This is a genomic window from Ectopseudomonas chengduensis (genome assembly GCF_900102635.1).
Taxonomy (GTDB): Bacteria; Pseudomonadota; Gammaproteobacteria; order Pseudomonadales; family Pseudomonadaceae; genus Aquipseudomonas; species Aquipseudomonas chengduensis.
This window is the reverse complement of sequence record NZ_FMZQ01000001.1, coordinates 253,565-277,003: the sequence shown is the minus strand read 5'-3', so window position 1 is coordinate 277,003 and position 23,439 is coordinate 253,565. Positions and strand designations below refer to the sequence as shown.

Annotated in this window: 21 protein-coding genes; 11 read left to right on the top strand and 10 right to left on the bottom strand. The window is 65.0% G+C overall.

The features are described 5' to 3' along the window. Nucleotides 1–85 precede the first annotated feature (85 nt). On the top strand, nucleotides 86–829 hold the full coding sequence (locus tag BLS08_RS01230; protein WP_017676328.1) for an SDR family oxidoreductase: 744 nt from the start codon (nucleotides 86–88) through the stop codon (nucleotides 827–829). A gap of 42 nt (nucleotides 830–871) precedes the next feature. Here the strand turns inward: BLS08_RS01230 and dkgB are convergent, their stop codons facing one another. After that, nucleotides 872–1,675 (bottom strand): 2,5-didehydrogluconate reductase DkgB, encoded by an 804-nt coding sequence (gene dkgB, locus BLS08_RS01225; protein WP_017676327.1) that lies wholly within the window; start codon nucleotides 1,673–1,675, stop codon nucleotides 872–874. Between the two features lie 207 nt (nucleotides 1,676–1,882). Here dkgB and BLS08_RS01220 point away from each other — a divergent pair, with 207 nt between their 5' ends. Beyond that, complete coding sequence (locus BLS08_RS01220) at nucleotides 1,883–2,776, top strand: LysR substrate-binding domain-containing protein (RefSeq protein ID WP_017676326.1); 894 nt, start codon at nucleotides 1,883–1,885, stop codon at nucleotides 2,774–2,776. A gap of 266 nt (nucleotides 2,777–3,042) precedes the next feature. On the opposite strand, the gene pbpG is transcribed toward BLS08_RS01220, so the two are convergent. Both pbpG and BLS08_RS01210 read right to left on the bottom strand, forming a co-directional pair. Further along, nucleotides 3,043–3,945, bottom strand: coding sequence for a D-alanyl-D-alanine endopeptidase (gene pbpG / locus BLS08_RS01215; RefSeq protein ID WP_017676325.1), 903 nt, complete (start codon nucleotides 3,943–3,945; stop codon nucleotides 3,043–3,045). A gap of 112 nt (nucleotides 3,946–4,057) precedes the next feature. Continuing rightward, the gene (locus BLS08_RS01210; RefSeq protein WP_017676324.1) at nucleotides 4,058–4,978 is read right to left on the bottom strand and encodes a choline sulfate utilization transcriptional regulator; all 921 of its coding nucleotides are present in this window, start codon (nucleotides 4,976–4,978) and stop codon (nucleotides 4,058–4,060) included. Nucleotides 4,979–5,091: 113 nt separating this feature from the next. On the opposite strand from BLS08_RS01210, the gene betC reads away from it, so the two are divergent. Genes betC through BLS08_RS01195 form a run of 3 tightly spaced genes read left to right on the top strand, consistent with a single transcriptional unit; the run spans nucleotide 5,092 to nucleotide 9,200 of the window. Next, entirely contained in the window at nucleotides 5,092–6,600 is a 1,509-nt protein-coding gene (gene betC, locus BLS08_RS01205) for a choline-sulfatase (RefSeq protein WP_017676323.1), read from the top strand. A gap of 49 nt (nucleotides 6,601–6,649) precedes the next feature. Beyond that, nucleotides 6,650–7,570 (top strand): choline ABC transporter substrate-binding protein, encoded by a 921-nt coding sequence (gene choX, locus BLS08_RS01200; RefSeq protein ID WP_017676322.1) that lies wholly within the window; start codon nucleotides 6,650–6,652, stop codon nucleotides 7,568–7,570. Nucleotides 7,571–7,628: 58 nt separating this feature from the next. After that, nucleotides 7,629–9,200: a SulP family inorganic anion transporter gene (locus BLS08_RS01195; RefSeq protein WP_017676321.1), complete on the top strand. Its 1,572-nt coding sequence runs from the start codon at nucleotides 7,629–7,631 to the stop codon at nucleotides 9,198–9,200. 59 nt (nucleotides 9,201–9,259) lie between these two features. Here BLS08_RS01195 and aroE read toward each other — a convergent pair whose 3' ends face one another. Both aroE and hemF read right to left on the bottom strand, forming a co-directional pair. Beyond that, nucleotides 9,260–10,081, bottom strand: coding sequence for a shikimate dehydrogenase (aroE, locus tag BLS08_RS01190; RefSeq protein ID WP_017676320.1), 822 nt, complete (start codon nucleotides 10,079–10,081; stop codon nucleotides 9,260–9,262). Nucleotides 10,082–10,238: 157 nt separating this feature from the next. Further along, complete coding sequence (gene hemF / locus BLS08_RS01185) at nucleotides 10,239–11,156, bottom strand: oxygen-dependent coproporphyrinogen oxidase (RefSeq protein ID WP_026088510.1); 918 nt, start codon at nucleotides 11,154–11,156, stop codon at nucleotides 10,239–10,241. 147 nt (nucleotides 11,157–11,303) lie between these two features. Here hemF and BLS08_RS01180 point away from each other — a divergent pair, with 147 nt between their 5' ends. Continuing rightward, nucleotides 11,304–12,281, top strand: coding sequence for an NADPH:quinone reductase (locus BLS08_RS01180; protein ID WP_017676318.1), 978 nt, complete (start codon nucleotides 11,304–11,306; stop codon nucleotides 12,279–12,281). Nucleotides 12,282–12,345: 64 nt separating this feature from the next. Here BLS08_RS01180 and BLS08_RS01175 read toward each other — a convergent pair whose 3' ends face one another. The 3 genes from BLS08_RS01175 to BLS08_RS01165 all read right to left on the bottom strand — a co-directional run bounded on the left by BLS08_RS01175 (nucleotide 12,346) and on the right by BLS08_RS01165 (nucleotide 15,214). After that, nucleotides 12,346–12,903: an L-threonylcarbamoyladenylate synthase type 1 TsaC gene (locus BLS08_RS01175; RefSeq protein ID WP_017676317.1), complete on the bottom strand. Its 558-nt coding sequence runs from the start codon at nucleotides 12,901–12,903 to the stop codon at nucleotides 12,346–12,348. A gap of 76 nt (nucleotides 12,904–12,979) precedes the next feature. Further along, nucleotides 12,980–14,095, bottom strand: coding sequence for a DNA-processing protein DprA (gene dprA, locus BLS08_RS01170; RefSeq protein ID WP_026088509.1), 1,116 nt, complete (start codon nucleotides 14,093–14,095; stop codon nucleotides 12,980–12,982). A gap of 81 nt (nucleotides 14,096–14,176) precedes the next feature. Continuing rightward, nucleotides 14,177–15,214, bottom strand: a complete 1,038-nt coding sequence (locus BLS08_RS01165; protein ID WP_017676315.1) for a LysM peptidoglycan-binding domain-containing protein — start codon at nucleotides 15,212–15,214, stop codon at nucleotides 14,177–14,179. Between the two features lie 153 nt (nucleotides 15,215–15,367). On the opposite strand from BLS08_RS01165, the gene def reads away from it, so the two are divergent. From def to BLS08_RS01140, 5 genes are all read left to right on the top strand, one after another. Continuing rightward, nucleotides 15,368–15,874: a peptide deformylase gene (def, locus tag BLS08_RS01160; protein WP_013713230.1), complete on the top strand. Its 507-nt coding sequence runs from the start codon at nucleotides 15,368–15,370 to the stop codon at nucleotides 15,872–15,874. 209 nt (nucleotides 15,875–16,083) lie between these two features. Further along, on the top strand, nucleotides 16,084–17,016 hold the full coding sequence (gene fmt, locus BLS08_RS01155) for a methionyl-tRNA formyltransferase (RefSeq protein WP_017676314.1): 933 nt from the start codon (nucleotides 16,084–16,086) through the stop codon (nucleotides 17,014–17,016). Beyond that, on the top strand, nucleotides 17,013–18,320 hold the full coding sequence (gene rsmB, locus BLS08_RS01150) for a 16S rRNA (cytosine(967)-C(5))-methyltransferase RsmB (protein WP_017676313.1): 1,308 nt from the start codon (nucleotides 17,013–17,015) through the stop codon (nucleotides 18,318–18,320). Before fmt ends, rsmB begins: the two co-directional genes overlap by 4 nt. Nucleotides 18,321–18,481: 161 nt before the next feature. Next, a complete protein-coding gene (gene trkA / locus BLS08_RS01145; protein ID WP_017676312.1) occupies nucleotides 18,482–19,855 on the top strand; it encodes a Trk system potassium transporter TrkA in 1,374 nt (457 codons plus the stop codon). A gap of 123 nt (nucleotides 19,856–19,978) precedes the next feature. Beyond that, a complete protein-coding gene (locus BLS08_RS01140; protein WP_017676311.1) occupies nucleotides 19,979–20,305 on the top strand; it encodes a tetratricopeptide repeat protein in 327 nt (108 codons plus the stop codon). Between the two features lie 175 nt (nucleotides 20,306–20,480). On the opposite strand, the gene BLS08_RS01135 is transcribed toward BLS08_RS01140, so the two are convergent. Next, nucleotides 20,481–21,857: an aspartate aminotransferase family protein gene (locus tag BLS08_RS01135; protein ID WP_017676310.1), complete on the bottom strand. Its 1,377-nt coding sequence runs from the start codon at nucleotides 21,855–21,857 to the stop codon at nucleotides 20,481–20,483. A gap of 20 nt (nucleotides 21,858–21,877) precedes the next feature. After that, nucleotides 21,878–23,341, bottom strand: coding sequence for an NAD-dependent succinate-semialdehyde dehydrogenase (locus BLS08_RS01130; protein ID WP_017676309.1), 1,464 nt, complete (start codon nucleotides 23,339–23,341; stop codon nucleotides 21,878–21,880). Nucleotides 23,342–23,439 lie beyond the last annotated feature (98 nt).

Genomic DNA, 23,439 nt, shown 5'->3' with positions numbered 1-23,439 from the left:
TGTACCATTCATCGGAAGAAACCCGCGCTAGCGAGCCCGCCGCAAATTCGGCAACCTGAAGGCAAGCAAGACGAGGAGCCCCGCCATGAGCAAGAATCTACTGATCACTGGTGCCAGCCGCGGCATCGGTCGCGCTACTGCCTTGCTGGCCGCCGCTAGCGGCTGGACGGTCGGGGTCAACTACCGCAACGACCGTGCCGCCGCCGATGAGGTGGTGGCGCAGATCGAGGCCATGGGCGGCAAAGCCGTCGCCCTGCCTGGCGATGTGGCCAATGAGGAGGATGTACAGCGCCTGTTCGAGGCCATGGACAGGCTCGGCTCGCTGCACGGTCTGGTGGTCAATGCCGGCATCGTCGCCCCGCCCATGCCGCTGCTGGAGATGAGCGGCGAGCGCTTGCAACGGATGTTCGACGTCAATGTGCTGGGCAGCTACCTCACCGCACGCGAGGGCGCCCGACGCATGGCCCGCAGCCGCGGCGGCGAGGGTGGTTCGATGGTGCTGGTGTCGTCGGTGGCCGCCAGTCTTGGCGCGCCCTTCGAGTACGTCGACTACGCCGGCGCCAAAGGCGCGATGGACGTGCTGACCCGCGGCCTGGCCAAGGAGTTGGGCGGCGAAGGCGTGCGGGTCAACGCCGTGCGCCCGGGGCTGATCGATACCGAGATTCACGCCAGCGGCGGCCAGCCGGACCGTGCCGAGCGCCTGGGCAAGGCGACACCGTTGGGCCGCGCCGGGCGTGCCGAGGAAGTCGCCGAAGCCATCGTCTGGCTGCTCGATGACAAGGCCAGCTACACCACTGGCGCGCTGATCGATATCGCCGGCGGCCGATAGAGCCCAGGATCGCGCCTAACGCCCCTGCTACACTCGCAGAACTCAATCCCAGTGCGGCGCGAAGCCCGGGTTGGCGACGCGCTCGCCACGCTCCAGAGCCTTGATTGCAGCCATGTCCTCGGTGCTCAAACGCAGCTCGGCGGCGACCAGGTTGGCGGCCAGATTGTCGCGTTTGGTCGACGACGGAATCACCGCATAACCCTGCTGCAGCGACCAGGTCAGGGCCACCTGCGCCGGGCTGACGCCATGGCTAGCGGCGATGCGCTGGATCACCGGCTCGGCCAGCACCTTGCCGTAGGCCAGCGGCATGTAAGCAGTCAGATGGATGCCCTGCTGACGGGCGAATTCCACCAATTTGCGGTTCTGCAACAGCGGATGGATTTCCACCTGATTGGTGGCGATTTCGTCCACCCCCACGGCCTCGATGGCCTGGCGCAAATGGGCGATGGTGAAGTTGGACACGCCAATCGCTGCGGTCAGCCCCTGGCGCTTGGCTTCCAGCAGCTCGCCCAGATACTGCGCCACGGGAATCTCATCGTTCGGCGACGGCCAGTGGATCAGTGTCAGATCGACCCGCTCCAGGCCCAGGCGCTGCAGACTTTCCTGCAAACTGGCGATCACCCGACCGCTGCCGAGGTTCTCGGTCCAGATCTTGGTGGTGACGAACAGCTCGTCACGCGCCACGTTGCTGGCGGCGATGGCCTGGCCGACCGCGGCCTCGTTACCGTAGATCTGCGCCGTGTCGATATGCCGGTAACCCAGCTCCAGGCCGGTATGCACCGAGTCGATGGCCACCTGGTCCTTGAGGCGGAAGGTGCCAAGACCGAAGGGGGGAATGAATTTCATGACGAATGTCCTCATCAGGTCGTGAATGGATGGCCGATCAGCAGACCGACGCTGGAACTGAATGGTTCGGCCTGACTCAGCGGATAAAAGTTGCAGGCCGAAGGCAAAGGGCGGGCAGCAGGCAGGCTTGCTGGGGAGCAGTATCCGCGCCAGACTCATGCGAAAAAACCTAACAAGCCAGCAAACACTTTTGACTGAAGATCAACAATGAAGACCAGCCTGGAAGAAATGCTCGCCTTCGTCAGCGTGGTCGACTGCGGCTCGATCAGCGCCGCAGCCGAGCAGCTCGAGCAAACCGCGTCCGGCGTCAGCCGTGCCCTCAGCCGGCTGGAGGAAAAACTCGCCGTCACCTTGCTACGCCGCACCACGCGGCGTCTGGAATTGACCGAGGAGGGCGAGGTGTTCCTGGCCCAGGCGCGGCGTATCCTCGCCAGCGTCGAGGAAGCGGAGGAACAGATGACCCTGCGCCGCCAGGCACCGGCCGGGCGTTTGCGCATCAACACCGCCTCGCCTTTCATGCTGCACGTGATCGTGCCGCTGATCGGCGAATTTCGCGCGCTTTATCCGCAGATCGAGCTGGAACTGAACAGCGACGACCGCATCATCGATCTGCTGGAACGCCGCACCGACCTGGCCATCCGCATCGGCAACCTGCCGGACTCCAGCCTGCACGCCCGACCACTGTGTCACAGCCGCCGCCGCGTGCTGGCCAGCCCCGATTACCTGCGCCGCCATGGCACGCCGACACTTACCGAGGATCTGACCGGGCACAGCCTGATCGGCTTCACCGAGCCGGACAGCCTCAACGAATGGCCGCTACGCCACGCCCTCGGCGAGCGCTGGCGCATCACACCGAGCCTGCGCGCCTCCAGTGGCGACACCATTCTCGAACTGGCCCTGGCCGGCCAAGGCCTGGTGTGCCTGTCGGACTTCATGACCGATGCCACCCGCACCAGCGGCGCACTGGTGGAGGTGCTGGCCGAGCAACGCGTGGAGGTGCGCCAGCCGATCAACGCGGTGTACTACCGCAACACCGCGCTGGCGTCGCGCATCACCTGCTTTCTCGATTTTCTCAGCGAGCGGCTGGGCTGTCCGAGCTGAAGCACACCACGACTGAGGAAAATCGACCGTAGCCCGGATGCAATCCGGGGCCTGAGCTGCGGGTTCCCCGGATTGCATCCGGGCTACGGCAGGCATAACGAAAAGGGCGACTCATCGAGTCGCCCTTTTTCCGATGGCCGGCGTAGGAGCCGCGCCCGCGGCGAATGCTACGGGGCTGGCGACGCAGAAGTCCGAGGCTTCGCCCCCGAGGCGGGGCTCCTACACTTTTGCGTCTCGTGCTGGCCCTGCAGGGCGTGCACAGCGTCTTACTGCGCGGCCTGCAGGCTCCACTCGGCCAGCTTCTGCTGCTTGTAGCTGAGCGCCGCAGCCGGCACCGGGGTGACCTTGCCAGTCTCCATCCAGCGCTTGAGGCGGTTGGCGTCGGCCATGTGGGTGTACTTGCCGAATGCACCGAGTACCACGAAGGCCACCGGACGGTTGGCGATGGTGGTGGCCATCACCAGGCAGCGACCGGCGGCATTGGTGAAGCCGGTCTTGCTCAGGTTGATGTTCCAGTCGGGCTTGCGCACCAGGGCGTTGGTGTTGCGAAAACCCAGGGTGTAGTTGGGCTTGCGGAAAGCCACGGTGGCTTCGGAGTCGGTGCTGAACTGGTGGATCAGCGGATACTGGTTGGCCGCCTTGACCATCAGCGCCAGGTCACGGGCCGTGGCGACGTTCAGTTCGGACAGGCCGGTGGGTTCGACGAAGTGGCTGCTGTGCATGCCCAGCGCCTTGGCCTTGGCGTTCATGGCTGCGACGAAGGCGGCGTGACCACCTGGGTAATGGTGCGCAAGACTGGCGGCAGCGCGATTCTCCGAGGACATCAGCGCCAGGTGCAGCATTTCGCGGCGCGTGATTTCACTGCCGATGCGCACGCGGGAGAACACACCCTGCATTTCCTGGGTGTCGCGGATGGTGATGGGCAGCATCTCGTCCAGCGGCAGCTTGGCGTCGAGCACCACCATGGCGGTCATCAGCTTGGTGACCGAGGCGACCGGCAGGCGCAGGTCCGGGTTGCTGGAATAGAGCTCCTGGCCGGTCTTCAGATCGATCAGCAAGGCACTACCGGCGGCCAGCTCCTGCTTCGGCTGGGCAGGCGCGGCCTGGAGGTTCGAAACAACAAGGCTGCCGCACAGCAGCAGGCCCAAAATCGAATGACGGAGTTTCACGGTTCACTTCACCGGTTGGAGTGTGGGGGCCGCTGGCAGACGTGGAAAACGACCGGCTAGAGCGGCGGCGATCAGTATAAGGATCACGCTTGGCTATTGCAGTATGGCCCGATCAAACGGTTGCTGCTGGCGAATCCAGCTCGGCCTGCAACCAGTCGACGAAACGCGCGGTCAGGCGCTGGCGACGCTTGCGCTCGGGTAGCACCAGGTAATAGCCACGCGCCGAATGCGCCTCGGCCTCACCCAGACGACAGAGCAGCCCCTGAGCCAGAAGTTCATCCACCAGGTGGCGCCAGCCGATGGCCACGCCCTGCCCGGCAATCGCCGCCTGGATCAGCAGGGTGTAGTTGTCGAAACGCAACGCGCCGGGTGTCGGCAGGCTGGCGATGCCGAGGGCGCGGAACAATCCCTCCCAGTCGAACCAGCGCGAGCGGTGCTCGGGGCGCAGGTGCAACAGCGGCAGCTCGGTCAGAACCTCCGTCGGCAGCGGTAGCTGACGTTCGCCGAGCAGACGCGGGCTGCACACCGGAAACACCTCTTCGCGGAACAGCAGGTGCGCTTCGCCATGCTTGAAACGACCGTCGCCAAAACGGATCGCCACGTCGATGTCGCTGGGTACCGTGGCCGGGTCGCGCTCGCTGGTGATCAGGCTGACGTCCACCTCCGGGTACAGGCGGTTGAAGCGCTGCAGGCGCGGCATCAACCAGTAGGCGGCGAAGGCGAAGTCGGTGGCCACCTGCAGCACTTCATGCTGCTGGCGCGCGGTGACGGCGACGAGCCCGGCATCGAGGCTGGCCAGCCCTTCCTGCACATGCGCCAACAACAGCTCGCCGGCCTCGGTCAGCACGATGCCCCGATAGACGCGATCGAACAGGCGCGTGGCCAGTTGCTGCTCCAGACGCTTGATCTGCTGGCTGATCGCCGGCTGGCTGCTGCCCAATTCACTGGCGGCGGCGGTGAAACTGAGCTGGCGCGCGGCCGACTCGAACACCCGCAGCGCGTCGAGCGACAGCCCATCGATGGCTTTAAACATAAGCTCTGCTTATCCGAGGCATGTTTCACAGCCGGGTTTACCCTGCTGCCGTTCTACCGGAATCATGGAGCCAGCACTGTCGCATAAACCAATAGTATGGAATAGCCGCCACCATGAAGCGCCCGAATATCCTCTTCATCATGGCCGACCAGATGGCCGCGCCGATCCTGCCGCTGCACGACGCCGCCTCGCCGGTGCAGATGCCCAACCTGATGAAGCTGGCCGAGCAGGCCGTGGTGTTCGACTCGGCCTACTGCAACAGCCCGCTCTGCGCGCCGTCGCGCTTCACCCTGGTCAGCGGGCGGCTGCCATCGAAGATCGGCGCCTATGACAATGCCGCCGATTTCCCCGCCGATGTGCCGACTTACGCCCATTACCTGCGCCGCCTCGGCTACCGCACTGCGCTATCGGGCAAGATGCACTTCTGCGGCCCGGACCAGTTGCACGGTTACGAGGAGCGCCTGACCAGCGACATCTATCCCGCCGACTACGGCTGGGCGGTGAACTGGGACGAGCCGGACGTGCGCGCCAGTTGGTACCACAACATGTCCTCGGTGCTGCAGGCCGGCCCCTGCGTGCGCAGCAACCAGCTGGATTTCGACGAGGAGGTGGTGTTCAAGGCCCGCCAGTACCTCTACGACCACGTGCGCATGACCCCGGATCAGCCGTTCTGCCTGACCGTGTCGATGACCCACCCGCATGACCCCTACACCATCCCCCGCGAATACTGGGATCGCTACGAGGGCGTGGACATTCCCATGCCGCGCCAGCACATCGAGCAGACCGAACAGGACCCGCACTCGCAGCGTCTGCTCAAGGTCATCGACCTGTGGGACAAACCGCTGCCCGAGGACAAGATCCGCGACGCCCGCCGCGCCTACTTCGGCGCCTGCAGCTATATCGACGACAACATCGGCAAGCTGCTGAAGACACTTGAAGAATGCGGCCTGGCCGAGGACACCCTGATCGTCTTCTCCGGTGACCACGGCGACATGCTTGGCGAGCGCGGCCTCTGGTACAAGATGCACTGGTTCGAAATGTCCGCCCGCGTGCCGTTGCTGGTGCATGCACCGCAGTGCTTCGCCGCGCGCCGGGTCAGCCAGTCGGTCTCCACTCTCGATCTGCTGCCAACGCTGGTGGAACTGGCCGGCGGCCAGGTCGAGCAGGGCCTGGAGCTGGAGGGTCACTCGCTGCTACCGCACCTGCAAGGCAAGGGTGGCCACGACGAAGTACTCGGCGAATACATGGCCGAAGGCACGGTCAGCCCGCTGATGATGATTCGCCGCGGGCCATGGAAGTTCGTCTATTCCGAACAGGACCCGCTGCTGCTATTCAACCTGGACAATGACCCGCTCGAGCGTCAGAACCTGGCCGAGTGCGGCGAGCACAAGGGCATCCTCGCCGGCTTCCTGGCCGAGGCCCGCGAGCGCTGGGATATTCCGGCCATCCACGCCGCCACCCTGGCCAGCCAGCGCCGTCGCCGCCTGGTGGCCGAAGCACTGAGCCAGGGCAAGCTGACCAGTTGGGATCACCAGCCCTGGGTCGACGCCAGCCAACAGTACATGCGCAACCATATCGATCTCGACGACCTGGAACGCCGCGCCCGTTTTCCCCAGGTATGAACCTTTTCCCACTGCCGCCCCCAAACCAGAAGAAAAAAGGAGAGACGCCATGAACCGATTCAGTGTGCTGTTACTCGCGGCAGCGCTCACCAGCGCCGGCGACGTCTGGGCCGAGGACGCCGCCTGTGCCACGGTCAAGCTGGGTGACCCGGGCTGGAGCGACATCGCCGTGACCAACGGCATCGCCAGCTTCCTGCTCGACGGCCTGGGCTACAAGGCGCAAACCCAGACCCTGGCCGTGCCGATCATCTTCGCCGGCCTGCAGAAGGGCCAGGTCGATGTATTCCTCGGCAACTGGATGCCGGCGCAGCAGAGCAATTACGACAAGTTCGCCGCCAGCGGCGAAGTGGACAAGCTGGCGCAGAACCTCGAAGGCACCGAGTACACACTGGCCGTACCAACCTATGCCTATGAGGCCGGGGTGAAGACCTTCGCCGACCTCGACAAGCACGCCGACAAGTTCGGCAAGAAACTCTACGGCATCGCCTCCGGCTCACCCGCCAACGAGTCGATCAGGCAGATGATCGCCGCCGACGAATTCGGCCTGGGCGACTGGACGCTGGTGGAGTCCAGCGAACAGGCGATGCTGGTGCAGGTCGGCCGCGCGGTGAAACGCGACCAGTTCGTGGTGTTCCTCGGCTGGACGCCACACCCGATGAACGTGCAGTACGACATGAAGTACCTGAAAGGCGGCGAGAAGTATTTCGGCGACAGCGGCCAGGTCAACACCCTGGCGCGCAAGGGCTACGCCGCGCAGTGCCCCAACGTCGGCAAGCTGCTGAGCAACCTGACTTTCACCCAGGAGATGGAGAACAGCATCATGGATCAGGTGCTGAGCAAACAGGCCAGCAACGACGCCGCGATCAAGGCCTGGCTCCAGGCCAACCCGCAGGTACTCGATGGCTGGCTGCAGGGCGTCACTACCCGCGACGGTGGCGACGGTCTGGCCGCTGTGAAGGCGCGGCTTTGAATTAACCGCGGCAAGTGAGTAGGGTGGAGTCGCCTGCGGCCCACCCTCGACCCGAATCATGCGCCTACCTGACCGACAGACCCTGCTGCCGTTTCTCCGCTGGTTGCCTGGCATCAGCCGCAAGACCCTCGGCAACGATCTGCTGGTGGGCCTGACCGGCGCCATCCTGGCCCTGCCGCAATCGCTGGCCTACGCGCTGATTGCCGGCCTGCCCGCCGAATACGGCCTGTACGCCGCCATCGTGCCGGTGATCATCGCCTGTCTGTGGGGCTCGTCCTGGCACCTGATCTGCGGGCCGACCGCCGCGATCTCCATCGTCCTGTTCACCAGCGTCAGCCCCATGGCGCGCATCGGCAGCGACGAATTCATCGCCCTGATCCTGCTGCTGACCTTTCTCGCCGGGCTGTTCCAGTGGCTGCTAGGTATGCTGCGCTTCGGCGCCCTGGTGAACTTCGTCTCGCAGTCGGTGGTGCTCGGCTTCACCCTCGGCGCGGCGCTGGTGATCGCCATCGGGCAGATGCCCAATCTGCTCGGCGTCGAGGTCGCCAACCAACCCACGGCCCTGACCAGCCTGCTGCAGATCGGCCAGCACCTGCCCGAGGCGCACTGGCCGAGTCTGGCCCTGGCGGCCTTCACCCTGCTGCTCAGCGTAGCCGTGCGCAAGCTCTGGCCCAAGGCACCTGCGTTGCTGATCGGCCTGGTCTGCGGCAGCCTGCTGGCCTGGTTGCTGCCTGCGCGCTTCACCGCTGACATTGCCCTGGTCGCACCATTCACCAGCGGCCTGCCACCGCTGACTGCGCTGAGTTTCGACCTCGACGACGTGCTGCGCCTGCTACCGGCAGCGGTGGCCTGCGGCATGCTCGGGCTGGTCACCAGCCTGTCCATCGCTCGTGCGCTGGCGGTGAAATCGCACCAGTTCCTCGACGCCAACCAGGAGGTGCGCGCCCAGGGCCTGTCGAACATGCTCGGGCCGTGGTTCTCCGCCTCGCTGTCGGCCGGCTCCTTCACCCGCTCGGCGCTGAACCTGCAGGCTGGCGCGCGTACGCCGTTGGCCGGGGTGTTCTCGGCGCTGCTGGTGGCGCTGTTCGCGGTGTTCGGCGCAGCGCTGCTGACGCATATCCCGCTGCCGGTGATGGCGGCCGGCATCCTGCTGATCTGCTGGGGCCTGGTGGATCTGCCGGCGATCCGTGCACTACGTCGAGTCAGCCGCTCCGAGTTCATGGTGATGCTGCTGACCTTCGCCGCCACCCTGGTGCTGGAGCTGCAGACGGCGATCTACGCCGGCGTGTTGGCCTCGTTGTTCTTCTACCTCAAGCGCACCTCGCAGCCGCGCGTGCGCCTATGGCAGGACGGCGAAGACGAGGTGCTGCGCATCGAGGGCTCGATCTTCTTCGGCGCCTGCCAGTACATTCAGCAGTTGCTGCAGCGCAGCCGCGGGCAGCGCCTGGTGATCGACGCGCGGCACATCAACTTCATCGACTATGCCGGCGTGGAGATGCTGCATCAGGAGGCACGCCGCCTGCAGGCGCTGAAACGCAGCCTGGTAATGCGTCAGGCACGGCCGCCAGTGGTGGAGGAAATTCTCAAGCTCGAAGGCGCCGAGCGCTGCCCGGTGTTGTTCGAGGATTGAGTGAGATACGGGCGGTGCGCGCGGCGCACCCCACCTGGCGGCGCAGGGAACGCTGAGGTTCAGCCCGCCAGTTGACGGCGCAGCTCAGCCAGCACCGGCGCGGTGTCCGGACGCACGCCACGCCACAGCTCGAACGCCTCGGCCGCCTGCTCGACCAGCATGCCCAGCCCGTCCAGGCAGCGCGCCGCGCCCTGCTCGGCTGCCCAGCGGTTGAAGGCGGTCGCCTCACGGCCGTACATCATGTCGTAGCAGACGGTATGACCAGGCTGGATCAGGCTCGGCGCGATCGGCGGCAGCTCACCACCGAGGCTGGCGGAAGTACCGTTGACGATCAGGTCCACCGGCGCATCGATCCAGTCGAAGCCAGCGGCGACCAGCGGACCGAGATCGGCGAATTCACGCACCAGTTGTTCGGCCTTGGCCACGGTACGGTTGGCGATCACCAGCACGGCCGGCTTCTGCGCCAGGAAGGGTTCGAGCACACCGCGCACGGCACCGCCGGCACCCAGCACGAGGATGCGCTTGCCGGCCAGGCTGAAGCCAGCGTTGTCCTGCAGATCACGAGTCAGGCCGGCACCGTCGGTGTTGTCGCCCAGCAGGCGGCCGTCGGCCAGTTTCTTCAGGGTATTCACCGCGCCGGCGCGACGCGCACGCTCGGTCAGCTCGTCGGCCAGGCGAAAGGCCTCTTCCTTGAACGGTACGGTGACGTTGCCACCTTGGCCTTCGGCGAAGAAGGCGCGGGCATCGCCAACGAAGTCATCCAGCGGCGCCAGGCGTGCATCGTAGGTCAGCGCCTGGCCGGTTTGCTCGGCGAACAGACGGTGGATCAGCGGCGATTTGCTGTGGCCGATGGGGTTGCCGAAGACGCAGTAGCGGTCCATGGAAAGTCCTGTTTGTGTAGGAGCCAGCTTGCTGGCGATTCGCTCTGGGCCAGATCACCCGCAAGCGGTCTCCTACGGGAAAATGGCGCCAGTTCGTAGCCCGGATGAAATCCGGGGCGGCCTATAAACTGTCCCGGATTGCATCCGGGCTACAGGATCATGACGTGGCCGACAGCCAATCACGATCGGTCAGGAAGTACTCGGTCAGGCGCGCCTCGATGCTGCCCGGCTCCGGCTTCCAGTCATAGCCCCAGCGCACATGCGGCGGCAGCGACATGAGGATCGACTCGGTGCGCCCGCCGGACTGCAGGCCGAACAGCGTGCCACGGTCGAACACCAGGTTGAACTCGACGTAGCGGCCGCGGCGAAAGGCCTGGAACTCACGCTCACGCTCGCCGAACGGCATCAGCTTGCGGCGCTGGACAATGGGCAGATAGGCCTGGATGTAGGCATCACCAATGGCACGCATGAAAGCGAAGCTGGTATCGAAGTCCCACTCGTTGAGGTCGTCGAAGAACAGCCCGCCGATGCCACGCGGCTCGCCGCGATGCTTGAGGTGGAAGTAGCGGTCGCACCAGGCCTTGAACTTGGGGTAAACCTCGGCGCCGAACGGCGCACAGGCGTCATGCGCAACCTGGTGCCAGTGCACGCAGTCCTCTTCATTGGCGTAGTAGGGCGTGAGGTCGAAACCACCACCGAACCACCACACCGGCTCCTCGCCTGCCTTCTCGGCGCTGAAGAAGCGCACGTTGGCGTGCGAGGTCGGCACGTAGGGGTTTTCCGGATGGATCACCAGCGACACGCCGAGGGCCTGGAAGCCACGACCGGCCAGCTCGGGGCGATGGGCGCTGGCCGACGGCGGCAGGCTGTCGCCGAACACGTGGGAGAAATTCACCCCGCCCTTTTCGATCAGCGCGCCGTTCTCGATCACCCGCGTGCGCCCACCACCACCGGCCGGACGCTGCCAGGCGTCCTCGGCGAACACGGCCTGGCCGTCTTCGGCTTGCAGGGCAGAGCAGATGCGATCTTGCAGGTCGAGCAGGTAGGCCTTCACGGCCTCGGTACGGTCAGTCACGGCGGCACCTTGAACAGAGAGCAGGTCGAAATCGGCGGGCAGCATAGCATTCACCCAGGCACATCCGCAGTTGACGTCGGTCAATCGGGACGATTGGATAGGCTCTTTCGCCGCTTGCAGCGGCGCCGATCAGACAAGGAATCCGAGATGGCCAAGCGTATCGAGTTCAGCCAGCACGGCGGCAGCGACGTGCTGCAGTACCGTGACTACCAGCCGGCAGCACCTGGCCCGCGCGAGGTGCGCGTGGCCAACCGGGCCATCGGCCTGAACTTCATCGACACCTACTTCCGCAGCGGCCTCTATCAGCCGCCCGCGCTGCCGTCGAGCCTGGGCACCGAAGGTGCCGGCGTGGTCGAGGCGATTGGCAGCGAGGTCGAAGGCCTCAAAGTCGGTGACCGCGTCGCCTACGCCACCGGCCCGCTCGGCGCCTACAGCGAACTGCACGTGCTGCCCGCCGACAAGTTGGTGAAACTGCCGGACAACATCAGCTTCGAGCAGGCCGCTGCGGTGATGCTCAAGGGTCTGACCGTGCAGTACCTGTTGCGCCAGACCTATGAGCTCAAGGGTGGCGAGACCATCCTGTTCCACGCTGCGGCCGGCGGTGTCGGCTCCTTTGCCTGCCAATGGGCCAGAGCGCTGGGTGTGAAGTTGATCGGCACCGTCAGCTCGGCCGAGAAAGCGGCGCGGGCCAAGGAACAGGGTGCCTGGGCGACCATCGACTACAGCCATGAAAACGTCGTGCAGCGCGTACTGGAACTGACCGACGGCGCCAAGTGCCCGGTGGTCTACGACGGCGTCGGCAAGGACACCTGGGAAACCTCGCTGGACTGCGTGGCACCGCGCGGCCTGCTGGTCAGCTTTGGCAATGCCTCGGGCGCGGTAACCGGCGTCAACCTGGGCATCCTCGCGCAGAAGGGCTCGCTGTACGTCACCCGCCCGACCCTGGCCGGCTACGCCACCAGCGCGCAACGCCTGCAGGCCATGGCCGACGACCTGTTCGGCATGATCGCCAGCGGCAAGCTGCAGGTGGAAATCAGCAACCGCTACGCGCTCAAGGACGCCGCCGCCGCACAGGATGCGCTGAGCTCAAGGCAGACCACCGGCTCGACCATTTTGATGCCGTAAAACAGTCGCGGCTAAAGCCCCTCCCACGATCGTGGGAGGGGCTTTAGCCGCGAGCATTGGCCAGTCAGGACGGGCGAATTACATCGCCCGTACGCAGGTCACGAATCAGACTGGGATTCTTGCGTCCACCCAAGGCGCCGCCGAGCACCTTGTCCAGTTCATCCGGGAAGTACTGCTCGACGCGCAGACGCGAACGCGCTGAAGGGCGCCCCGCCGGGTTGGCCGAGGTGGAGATCAGCGGCCCGGTGTAGCGGCACAGCGCACGCACCAGCGGATGGTCACTGACGCGCAGGGCAACGGTATCGTGCTGACCTGTGACCCACTCGGGCAGACGATTCTGATGCGGCACCAGCCAGGTGTTCGGACCTGGCCAGCTGCCGGCCAGGCGCTCCTGCCAGACCTCAGGCAGATCATCGAGCAGGAAGTCGAACTGTTCGATGTCGTCGGCCACCACGATCAGCCCCTTGTGCATCGGCCGCTCCTTGAGCGCCAGCAGGCGATACACCGCCTCTTCATTCCAGGGATCGCAGCCCAGGCCCCAGACCGCCTCGGTCGGATAGGCGATCACGCCCCCCTCACGCACCACTCGCGCCGTTTGCTGTATCTGCCAGTTGCTGGCCATCGACTGTCTCCCGCGGAATCAATGGGCGGCAGTCTATCCAAGCCAATGGTTGCCTGCCACGGGCCTTAACAGCCTGTTAACGATTGCGCGCCAGCCAACGCCCGGCCTCGTTACACACCAGACCATCGAGCTCCAACTCGGTCAAAGCTCCCAGCACCTGTGACAGCGGCCAACCGCTGGCCTGCACCAGCGCCTCGGTGCTGTGCGGCGCGGCATGCAGCAAAACCAGCAATGGATGCTCGACGCTAGCAAGCGGCACCGATACAGGTTCGGCGGTTGGAGTCTGCCAGCCATGCAGGGCTTCGAGGATATGCTCGATGCTTTCCACCAGGGTGGCGCCATCCCGAATCAGTTGATGGCAGCCTCGCGCTCCGGGATGGTGGATGGAGCCAGGAATGGCGTAGACCTCGCGCCCCTGCTCGGCGGCCAGGCGCGCGGTGATCAGTGAGCCACTGGAAGGGCTGGCCTCGACCACCAGTACACCCAGCGACAACCCACTGATGATCCTGTTGCGCCTCGGGAAATTACTGGCCTGCGGTGGACAGTCCAGAGGCAATTCTGAGACCAGCGCGCCACCTTGCTCGATGATCTGCGCCGCCAGCCCCACATGCCGCCGCGGGTACAGGCACTGCAAGCCAGTGCCCAGCACGGCCACCGTTTTGCCGCCGCCCTCCAGCGCCCCCTGATGCGCGGCGCCATCGATCCCCAATGCCAGACCGCTGGTGATGACGAAACCACCGCCCGCCAGGCTACGGGCAAAGGCCCGCGCGTTATCCAGGCCGGGCTGCGAGGCGCGTCGACTGCCGACCATGGCCAGTTGCGGCGCCTCCAGCACACCCGGATCGCCCGCCACGAACAACAGCGGCGGCGCATCCGCCAGCTCGCCGAGCAGAGCCGGATAGGCTGGATCGTCCCACATCACCACATGCTGATCAGGCTGATCCAGCCAGTGCAGGGCAGCAGCCGCTCGCTCGCGGATATCCGCACTGCGCCGGGGCTCGGCGCAGGCAGCCGGCAACCCCAACGCACGCCAGGCGCTGGCCGGCGCACTGAGCGCAGCCGAGGCGCTATCGAAAGCGCTCAGGAGTTTGCGAAAGCGCCGCGGCCCCAGCTCTGGCAATAGATGCAGACGCAAGCGGGCTTCGAGCTCGGCAGGAGAAACGGCGGGGGAAAGCGAGGAGGATGCAGGCATGGCGATTCTTCCCTGATAAGTCGCACCGCCATCCTGGCGGCCAGAAAGCACGAGCCCCGCTAGTGCGGGGCTCGTTGGGCATTACGGGTTGCGGACCTTGTCCATCACCGCCAGTTGACGGCTGGCCTGCAGTACCAGACCGTAGCTGAGCTTGTCATAGGTGCGGAACACCATCAGCAAGCCGGAGCGCTCGTCCGGGATCTTCACGTTTTCGCCGGTAACGCGGTCACGTACGGTCTCGCCGGTCTTGAACACCGCCAGCACGTTGCCGATTTCCAGGCCATCGCGCAGCCCCTTGTTCAGGGTGACAACGTCGAACTGGCCGATCTGGCTGACGCCGCGCGGCACATCGAGGATCAAGCCGTCGATGTCGGTTATCGGTTCGCTGGGCATGAAGGTGGAGTTGATCGCACGCTCCTCGGTGGGGAACAGGCGATCTCCCAGGCGTACTTCCTGAGTCGAGCGCTTCAGCAGCAGGGTACCGACATCACCTTCTTCGGCCACGATCTCGCCAGAACCGACATCATCGGCGTTGATACCGAGGAATTCCTGAGTCTCAGGGTCCACGTAGGTCTTGCCCTGACGGAAGATGCCGTAGATCGGGTTCTGTTCGTCGAACTCGCCACGGGCGTAGACACGATCGCCAGCGCCGCTGACCACGCGCTCGGCGTTGCCGGCGACGACGTAAGGCTTGCCGTTGAATTCTTCCGGCGTGTCGACGATACGGTTGCTCAGCAGGAAGCTGTTGATCGCCTCCAGCGGGATAGTCGGGATCGCTTCGGCCATTGGCGTGCTGCGCACCTGCGGCGACAGCTTGATGGTACCGCGCGACTCACCGCGGTTGAGCATCAGGCGCGGCTGACCGTCAACGTAGACCAGATTGAGGGTATCGCCGGGATAGATCAGGTGCGGGTTGGCGACCTGTGGGTTGGCGTGCCAGATCTCCGGCCATTTCCACGGCTGGCGCAGGAACTTGCCGGAAATGTCCCAGAGGGTATCGCCCTTGACCACTGTGTAGCGGTCCGGGTGACCGTCCTTGAGTTGCACTTCGGCCTGAGCCAAGCTGGTCAGGGCCAGTCCGCCCGCTGCAAAGAGCAGGGCGAGTAGTGATTTCCTCATACGGTGAATCCCTTTATTATGTGCCTTCACGTGAAGCGCCCTAGCGCCGCGTGCCAAACCCGCTGATTCCGCGGCGTGAAGCCGTTTTTCAATGCTGTTCATCATCTTAGCAGCGGATTTTGACTTTATTCTACAAGTGCATCACAAACGCATATGGCGATCCTGAATATCCTCGAATTTCCTGATCCACGCCTGCGTACCATCGCCAAACCGGTGGACGTCGTGGATGACTCCATCCGTCAACTGGTCGACGACATGTTCGAGACCATGTATGACGCACCCGGTATCGGCCTGGCGGCGACGCAGGTCAACGTGCACAAGCGCGTGGTGGTCATGGACCTGTCCGAGGACAAGTCCGAACCGCGGGTGTTCATCAACCCCGAGTTCGAGTCGCTGACCGACGAGATGGACCAGTACCAGGAAGGCTGCCTGTCGGTGCCCGGCTTCTACGAGAACGTCGACCGCCCACAGAAGGTCAAGATCAAGGCGCTGGATCGCGATGGCCAGCCCTACGAGCTGATCGCCGAAGGCCTGCTCGCCGTGTGCATCCAGCACGAGTGCGATCACCTCAACGGCAAGCTGTTCGTCGACTACCTGTCCAACCTCAAGCGCGACCGCATCAAGAAGAAGCTGGAAAAACAGCATCGTCAGCGCGCTTGATTCATTTATTCCCAAGGCTTGCGTAGCAGGTCGCATGGAAACGTCACGAGCGAAGGTTAGGCAAGGCGAAAACAGACGAGGAACGGTCGGAGTCGCGTTCGACTTTACGAGCTGTAAATGAGCAGTCCGAGCCTGTTTTCAACGCGGCATAACCGAGCGCAGTAGTTTCCATGTGACCTGCCAGGCAAGCCTTTTTCTTTGGTGACCCCATGCGTATCGTCTTTGCCGGCACCCCGGAATTCGCCGCCGAACACCTCAAGGCCCTGCTGGCCAGCCCGCACCAGATCGTCGCTGTCTATACCCAGCCGGATCGCCCGGCGGGTCGTGGTCAGAAGCTGATGCCGAGCCCGGTAAAACAGCTCGCCGTCGAGCACGGCATCCCGGTCTACCAACCGGCCAGCTTGCGTAATGAAGAGGCGCAGGCCGAGCTGGCGGCGCTCAAGCCGGACTTGATGGTAGTAGTCGCCTACGGCCTGATCCTGCCGCAGGTGGTACTCGACACCCCGCGCCTGGGCTGCATCAACAGTCACGCCTCCTTGCTGCCGCGCTGGCGCGGGGCTGCGCCGATCCAGCGCGCAGTGCAGGCCGGCGACGCCGAGAGCGGCGTCACCGTGATGCAGATGGAGGCAGGCCTCGATACCGGGCCGATGCTGCTCAAGGTCAGCACGCCGATTACTGCTGACGATACCGGCGGCAGCCTGCATGACCGTCTCGCCCAGCTCGGCCCGCAGGCGGTGCTGCAGGCCATCGACGGCCTGGCTGCCGGCACGCTGAAGGGTGAAGTGCAGGACGATGCCCTGGCCAACTACGCACACAAACTGAACAAGGATGAGGCTCGCCTCGACTTCAGCCGCCCGGCCGTGGAACTGGAGCGCCTGGTGCGCGCCTTCCACCCCTGGCCAATCTGTCACACCACGCTGGGCAGTGATGCCCTCAAGGTGCATGCGGCCGAGATCGGCGTAGGCAAGGGTGCTCCCGGCACCATCCTCGCCGCCGACAAGCAGGGCCTGACCGTGGCCTGCGGCGAATGTGCACTGCGCCTGACCCGCCTGCAGTTGCCCGGCGGCAAGCCGCTGGCCTTCGCCGACCTATATAACAGCCGCCGCGAGCAGTTCGCCCCCGGTCTGGTACTCGGTCAATGAACCCGCGCCTGGCCGCCGCCCGCGCCCTGACTGCCGTGCTCTCCGGCAAGGCTTCTCTGGGCAGCAGCCTGCCGCCGCAGCTGGACAAGGTCGAGCACCACGACCGTGCCCTGGCACAGGACCTGGCCTTCGGCGCCGCACGCTGGCAACCGCGCCTGCAACTGCTGGCCGACAAACTGCTGGAAAAACCCTTCAAGGCTGCCGACAAGGACGTGGAAGCGCTGCTGCTGATAGGCCTCTATCAGTTGCTGCACAGCCGCATCCCGGAGCATGCCGCCATCGGCGAGACAGTAGGCTGCGCCGGAGCGCTGAAAAAGCCCTGGGCCAAGGGCTTGCTCAATGCCGTACTGCGCCGCGCACAACGCGAGCATGAAGAGATTTTCGCCGAACTGGATCGCGACCCGGTGCTACACACCGCGCACCCGCGCTGGCTGCAAAAAAAGCTCAAGGCCTTCTGGCCCGAGCACTGGCAAGCCATCTGCGCCGCCAACAACGCGCATCCGCCGCTGATCCTGCGGGTCAATCGCCGTCATGGCAGCCGCGATGACTATCTCGCCGAGCTGCGCAGCGCCGGCATCGATGCCGAACCCTGTACCTTCAGCCGCGATGGCGTGCGCCTGCTGCAACCCTGCGACGTGACCACCCTGCCGGGCTTCAAGGAAGGCCGCGTCAGCGTGCAGGACGAAGCCGCGCAACTGGCTGCCGACCTGCTCGAACTGGCGCCACGCCAACGTGTGCTGGATGCCTGCTCGGCACCAGGCGGTAAGACCTGTCACCTGCTGGAAGTCGAGCCGGGACTCAGCGAAGTGGTCGCCGTGGATCTGGAAGCCAAGCGCCTGGCGCGCGTTCGCGAAAACCTCGAACGCCTGCAACTCGACGCCACCCTGATCGCCGCCGACGGCCGCGATACCGGCGCCTGGTGGGACGGCCAGCCATTCCAGCGCATCCTGCTCGATGCGCCGTGCTCGGCCACCGGGGTGATCCGCCGTCATCCGGACATAAAGCTGACTCGCAAACCTGAAGACATTCCCGCCCTGGCCCAGCTACAGGGCGAGCTGCTCGATGCGTTGTGGCCGACCCTCGCGCCTGGCGGCATCCTGCTCTACGCCACCTGCTCGGTGCTGCCGACGGAAAACAGCGAAACCATCGCTGCCTTCCTCGCCCGCACCCCCGATGCCCGAGAAATAGCCATCGAGGGCGATTTCGGCCTGCAGCCCGCCCACGGTCGCCAGTTGCTGCCACAGCTGGACGGCCACGACGGCTTCTACTATGCCAAGCTGTTCAAAAGGCCACAGGTACTCTGAAATAGTCGTCATTACTCGCTGCGCTCGCCCTATTCGGGCCACACTAAAGTGCGTTCAGCGCAAGCGCTGTCCCGCGAAGGCGGGAACCCAGAAAACCGAAGCACCTGGGCTCCCGCCTTCGCGGGAGTGACGGTTGCCAATATTTCCAACGGAGCGTATCGGTGAAAATCATCATTCTCGGCGCCGGCCAAGTGGGCGGCACCCTGGCGGAACACCTCGCCAGCGAGGCCAACGACATCACCGTGGTCGACACCGATGGTGATCGCCTGCGCGACCTCGGCGACCGCCTGGACATCCGCACCGTGCAGGGCAAGGGCTCCTTCCCCACCGTGCTACGCCAGGCTGGCGCCGATGATGCCGACATGCTGGTGGCGGTGACCAACAGCGACGAAGTCAACATGATGGCCTGTCAGGTGGCCTACACCCTGTTCCACACGCCGACCAAGATCGCCCGGGTGCGCGAGGCGGCCTACCTGACCCGCGAGGCGCTGTTCGACAACGAAGCGATTCCGGTCGACGTGCTGATCAGCCCCGAGCAGGTGGTGACCAACTACATCAAGCGCCTGATCGAATACCCCGGCGCCCTGCAGGTGATCGACTTCGCCGAAGGCAAGGCGCAGCTGGTGGCGGTCAAGGCCTACTACGGCGGCCCGCTGGTGGGCCAGCAACTGCGCCAGTTGCGCCAGCACATGCCCAATGTCGACACCCGCGTCGCGGCGATCTTCCGCCGCAACCGGCCGATCATGCCCAAGGGCGACACCGTGATCGAGGCCGATGACGAAGTGTTCTTCATCGCTGCCAAGGCGCACATTCGTGCGGTGATGAGCGAGATGCGTCGTCTCGAGGACAGCTACAAGCGCGTGGTGATCGCCGGTGGCGGCAATATCGGCGAGCGTCTGGCCGAGGCCATCGAAAGTCGCTACCAGGTGAAGATCATCGAGATGAACCCAGCGCGCTGCCGCTATCTGTCGGAGAACCTCGACAGCACCATCGTGCTGCAGGGCAGTGCCTCGGATCGCGACCTGCTGGTGGAAGAGAACATCAACGATGCCGACATCTTCCTCGCCCTGACCAACGACGACGAGGCCAACATCATGTCCTCGCTGCTGGCCAAGCGCCTGGGTGCGCGCAAGGTGATGACCATCATCAACAACCCGGCCTATGTCGATCTGGTGCAGGGCGGCGAGATCGACATCGCCATCAGCCCGCAGCTGGCCACCATCGGTACCCTGCTGACCCACGTGCGCCGTGGCGATATCGAAAGCGTGCACAGCCTGCGCCGTGGCGCCGCCGAGGCGCTGGAGGTGATCGCCCATGGCGATGCCAAATCGAGCAAGGTGATCGGCCGCGCCATCGAAGACATCGCCCTGCCACCAAGCACCACCATCGGCGCCATCATCCGCGACGAACAGGTGCTGATCGCCCATGACGACACGGTGATCGAGTCTGGTGACCACGTGATCCTGTTCCTGGTCGACAAGAAGTACATCCGCGACGTCGAGCGCCTGTTCCAGGCGGGTCTGACGTTCTTCTGAAGCTATAGAAGACAAATTTCGTAGGAACGAGCTCTGCTCGCGAAGCGTTTCGAGCGGCTGAGATTCGCGAGCAGAGCTCGCTCCTACAATCGACACCAGCGAGGCCGACGAAGGAGACTCCCTGTGAGCACTGAAGCACTGGAAAAGATGTTGGCCAAGGGTATGGACAACGCTCTGCTGCGGTTCGGCCTGGGCAAGGCCCACCTGGATGGCGGTAATACGGTGCAGGCGGCCGAGCACCTGCAACGCTGCGTGGAATTCGACCCGGCCTATTCAGCGGCGTGGAAGCTGCTAGGCAAAGCGCTGCAGGCCGAAGGCGACATCGACGGCGCGCGCCAGTCCTGGCAGCAGGGCATCGCTGCCGCCCAAGCCAAGGGCGACAAGCAGGCCGAGAAGGAAATGACCGTGTTTTTGCGCAAGCTGGACAAGCCGGGGAGCAATCGCGGCTAAAGCCCCTCCCACAAGCTCAGTACCACCCCGCTGATCGAAAAGCCCCTACGGACTGTAGGAGGCGCTTCAGCGGCGAGCTTCTGGGCATTCTGGAGGTAGCCGATCCAGGATCAGGGCTCAGCCATCGCAGCTGAAGCCCTTTCCACAGGATGGCAACCTATTCGCGCTATCGAGCTCAGAGCACCTCGCTGGCCACCGCATCCACCGCCGCCTTGGCGATCCCCACTACCTCGTCCGCCTCGGCCTTGGTCAGTACCAGCGGCGGGGCGAAGCCGAGGATGTCGCCGTGCGGCATGGCGCGGGCGATCATGCCGCGTTCCAGGCAGGCGGCAGAGACACGCGGGCCGACCTTGAGCGCGGCATCGAATGGCGTGCGCGCCTCTTTGTCAGCCATGAACTCCAGCGCCGCGAGCATGCCGACACCGCGCACTTCGCCCACCAGGGGATGACCTTCGAAGGTCTGGCGCAGTTGCTGGTTGAGGTAGGCGCCGACGTCAGCGGCGTTGGCAGAGATATTTTCCTTTTCGAGAATATCCAGGTTGGCCAGCGCAGCGGCGGCGCAGATCGGATGGCCGGAGTAGGTCCAGCCATGGCCCATGGCGCCGTCACGGCTGGAGGCCTCATCGATCACGCTCCACACCTTCTCGCCGACAATCACCGCCGACAGCGGCGCGTAGGCACTGGTCAGGCCCTTGGCGGTAGTGATCAGGTCCGGCTGCATGCCGAACATCTGGCTGCCCATCGGCGTGCCCAGACGACCGAAGGCGCAGACCACTTCGTCGGCGATCAGCAGGATGTCGTACTTGGCCAGCACCGCCTGGATCGCCTCCCAGTAACCGGTGGGCGGGACGATGATGCCGCCGGTGCCCATCACCGGCTCGCCGATAAAGGCGGCCACGGTCTCCGGCCCCTCGGCCAGGATCAGACGCTCCAGATCCTCGGCGCAGTGGCGGACGAAGGCTGCCTCGTCCATGCCGGCCGGCGCCTTGTAGAAGTGCGGGCAGGCGGCGTGCTTGATGTCCGCGTGGGGCAGGTCGAAGTGCTGGTGGAAGCTGGCCAGGCCGGTGAGGCTGCCGGTCATGATGCCCGAGCCGTGGTAGCCGCGCTGGCGGGAGATGATCTTCTTCTTCGCTGGGCGGCCGAGCACGTTGTTGTAGTAACGCACCAGCTTGATCTGGGTCTCGTTGGCGTCGGAGCCGGACAGACCGTAATAGACCTTCTTCATGCCCTTGGGCGCCCAGTCGATGATGCGCGCCGACAGCTCGATGATCGCCTCGGTCGAGTGGCCCACGTAGGTGTGGTAGTAGGCCAGCTCCTTGGCCTGCTTGTAGATCGCCTCGGCCACCTCGGTGCGACCGTAACCGATGTTCACGCAGTACAGCCCGGCGAAGGCGTCGAGCAGCTCGCGGCCTTCATGGTCACGAATACGGATACCCGAGGCGCCGGTGATGATACGGCCCTTGAGCGCGCCGCTGGCGTGATCGTGGGCGTGGGTGGACGGGTGCATGAAGTGGGCACGGTCCTGGGCGAACAACTCGTCGTAATGGCTCATGAAAAATCCTCCGGTTTGGCTCAGTAGCGCTGGCCCTGATGATGAATGCAGAAGTATTTGGTCTCGACGAAGGGCTCGAAGCCTTCCGTGCCGCCCTCACGGCCGAGGCCTGAGGCTTTCATGCCACCGAATGGGATCGGGTGGCCGGTGAACTTGGTGCCGTTGACCGCGACCATGGCGTGGTCGAGGCGGCGGATCAGCGGGTGGACGACGTCCACGCGGTTGGAACAAATGTAGGCGGCCAGACCGTATTCGGTGTCGTTGGCCATGGTCACAGCCTCGTCCAGGTTGTCGAAGGCGCGCACGCCGGCGATGGGGGCGAAGTTCTCCTCGCGGTAGATGCGCATGCTGTCGGTAACGTCGGCCAACAGCGTCGGCTGCCAGAACCAGCCGCCCAGCGCATGCGGCTCGCCACCGGCCAGCAGGCGCGCGCCCTGTTCGATGGCATCGGCGACCCGGGCGGCCGTCACGTCCAGCGCGGCCTGGTGCATCAGCGGGCCGATCTGATTGCGCGCGTCATGGCCCGGGCCGACGTGCAGGTCGCGCACGGCCTTGGCGAAGCGCTGTAGAAATTCTTCATAAACAGGGCGCTCGACCAGGATACGGTTGGCAGCGCAGCAGTCCTGGCCGGAGGTCTGGAACTTGGCGTCCAGCGCCACCTGCACGGCGTGATCCAGGTCGGCGTCAGCGCAGACGATCAACGGCGCGTTGCCGCCCAGCTCCAGCGCCACCTTCTTCACATCTTCGGCAGCGGCCTGCAGCACCAGCTTGCCGACGCGGGTCGAGCCGGTGAAGCTCACCGAACGCACCCGCGTGTCCTTGACCAGGGTTTCCATAGCCATCTGCGGTTCGCCCAGCACCACGTTGAACACGCCGGCGGGCAGCCCGGCTTCCTCGGCCAATTGGGCCAGGGCAAAGGCGGAATAGGGCGTCTCGTGCGCCGGTTTGACCACCACGGTGCAGCCGGCGGCCAGGGCAGCGGCGGCCTTGCGGGTGATCATCGCACTGGGGAAATTCCAGGGTGTGAGCAGCGCGCAAACGCCGACCGGCTCCTTCAGCGTACCGAGCTGGGCACCGGGGATATGGCTGGGAATGGTCTGGCCGTAGAGCCGGCGCGCCTCTTCGGCGAACCAGGGAATGAAGCTGGCGGCGTAGCGGATCTCGCCACGGGCTTCGGCCAACGGCTTGCCCTGTTCCTGGCTGAGGATGCGCGCCAGGTCTTCCTGATGCTGCAGGATCAGCTCGGCCCAGCGCCGCAGCAACGCCGCGCGGGTTTCCAGGCTCTGCTCGCGCCAGTCGGCGAAGGCGCGCTGGGCGGCGTCCACCGCGGCGATGATCTGCGTCTGGCCAAGCATCGGCACATGGCCGATCACGCTCTGGTCGGCCGGGTTGTGCACGGCGATGCTGGCGCCGTCGTCACTGTGCAGCCAGTGACCGTCGACGTAGCACAGCGATTTGAACAGCAGGGGATGGTCGAGGGGCATGGCAATGTCTCCGGGCCGATGGGCATGGGAGACATGCTAGGGAAGGGTGGCTTGGCGTTTTTTCCAAGCGCCCCCGGCGTCACCTCAGTTTTTTCTGA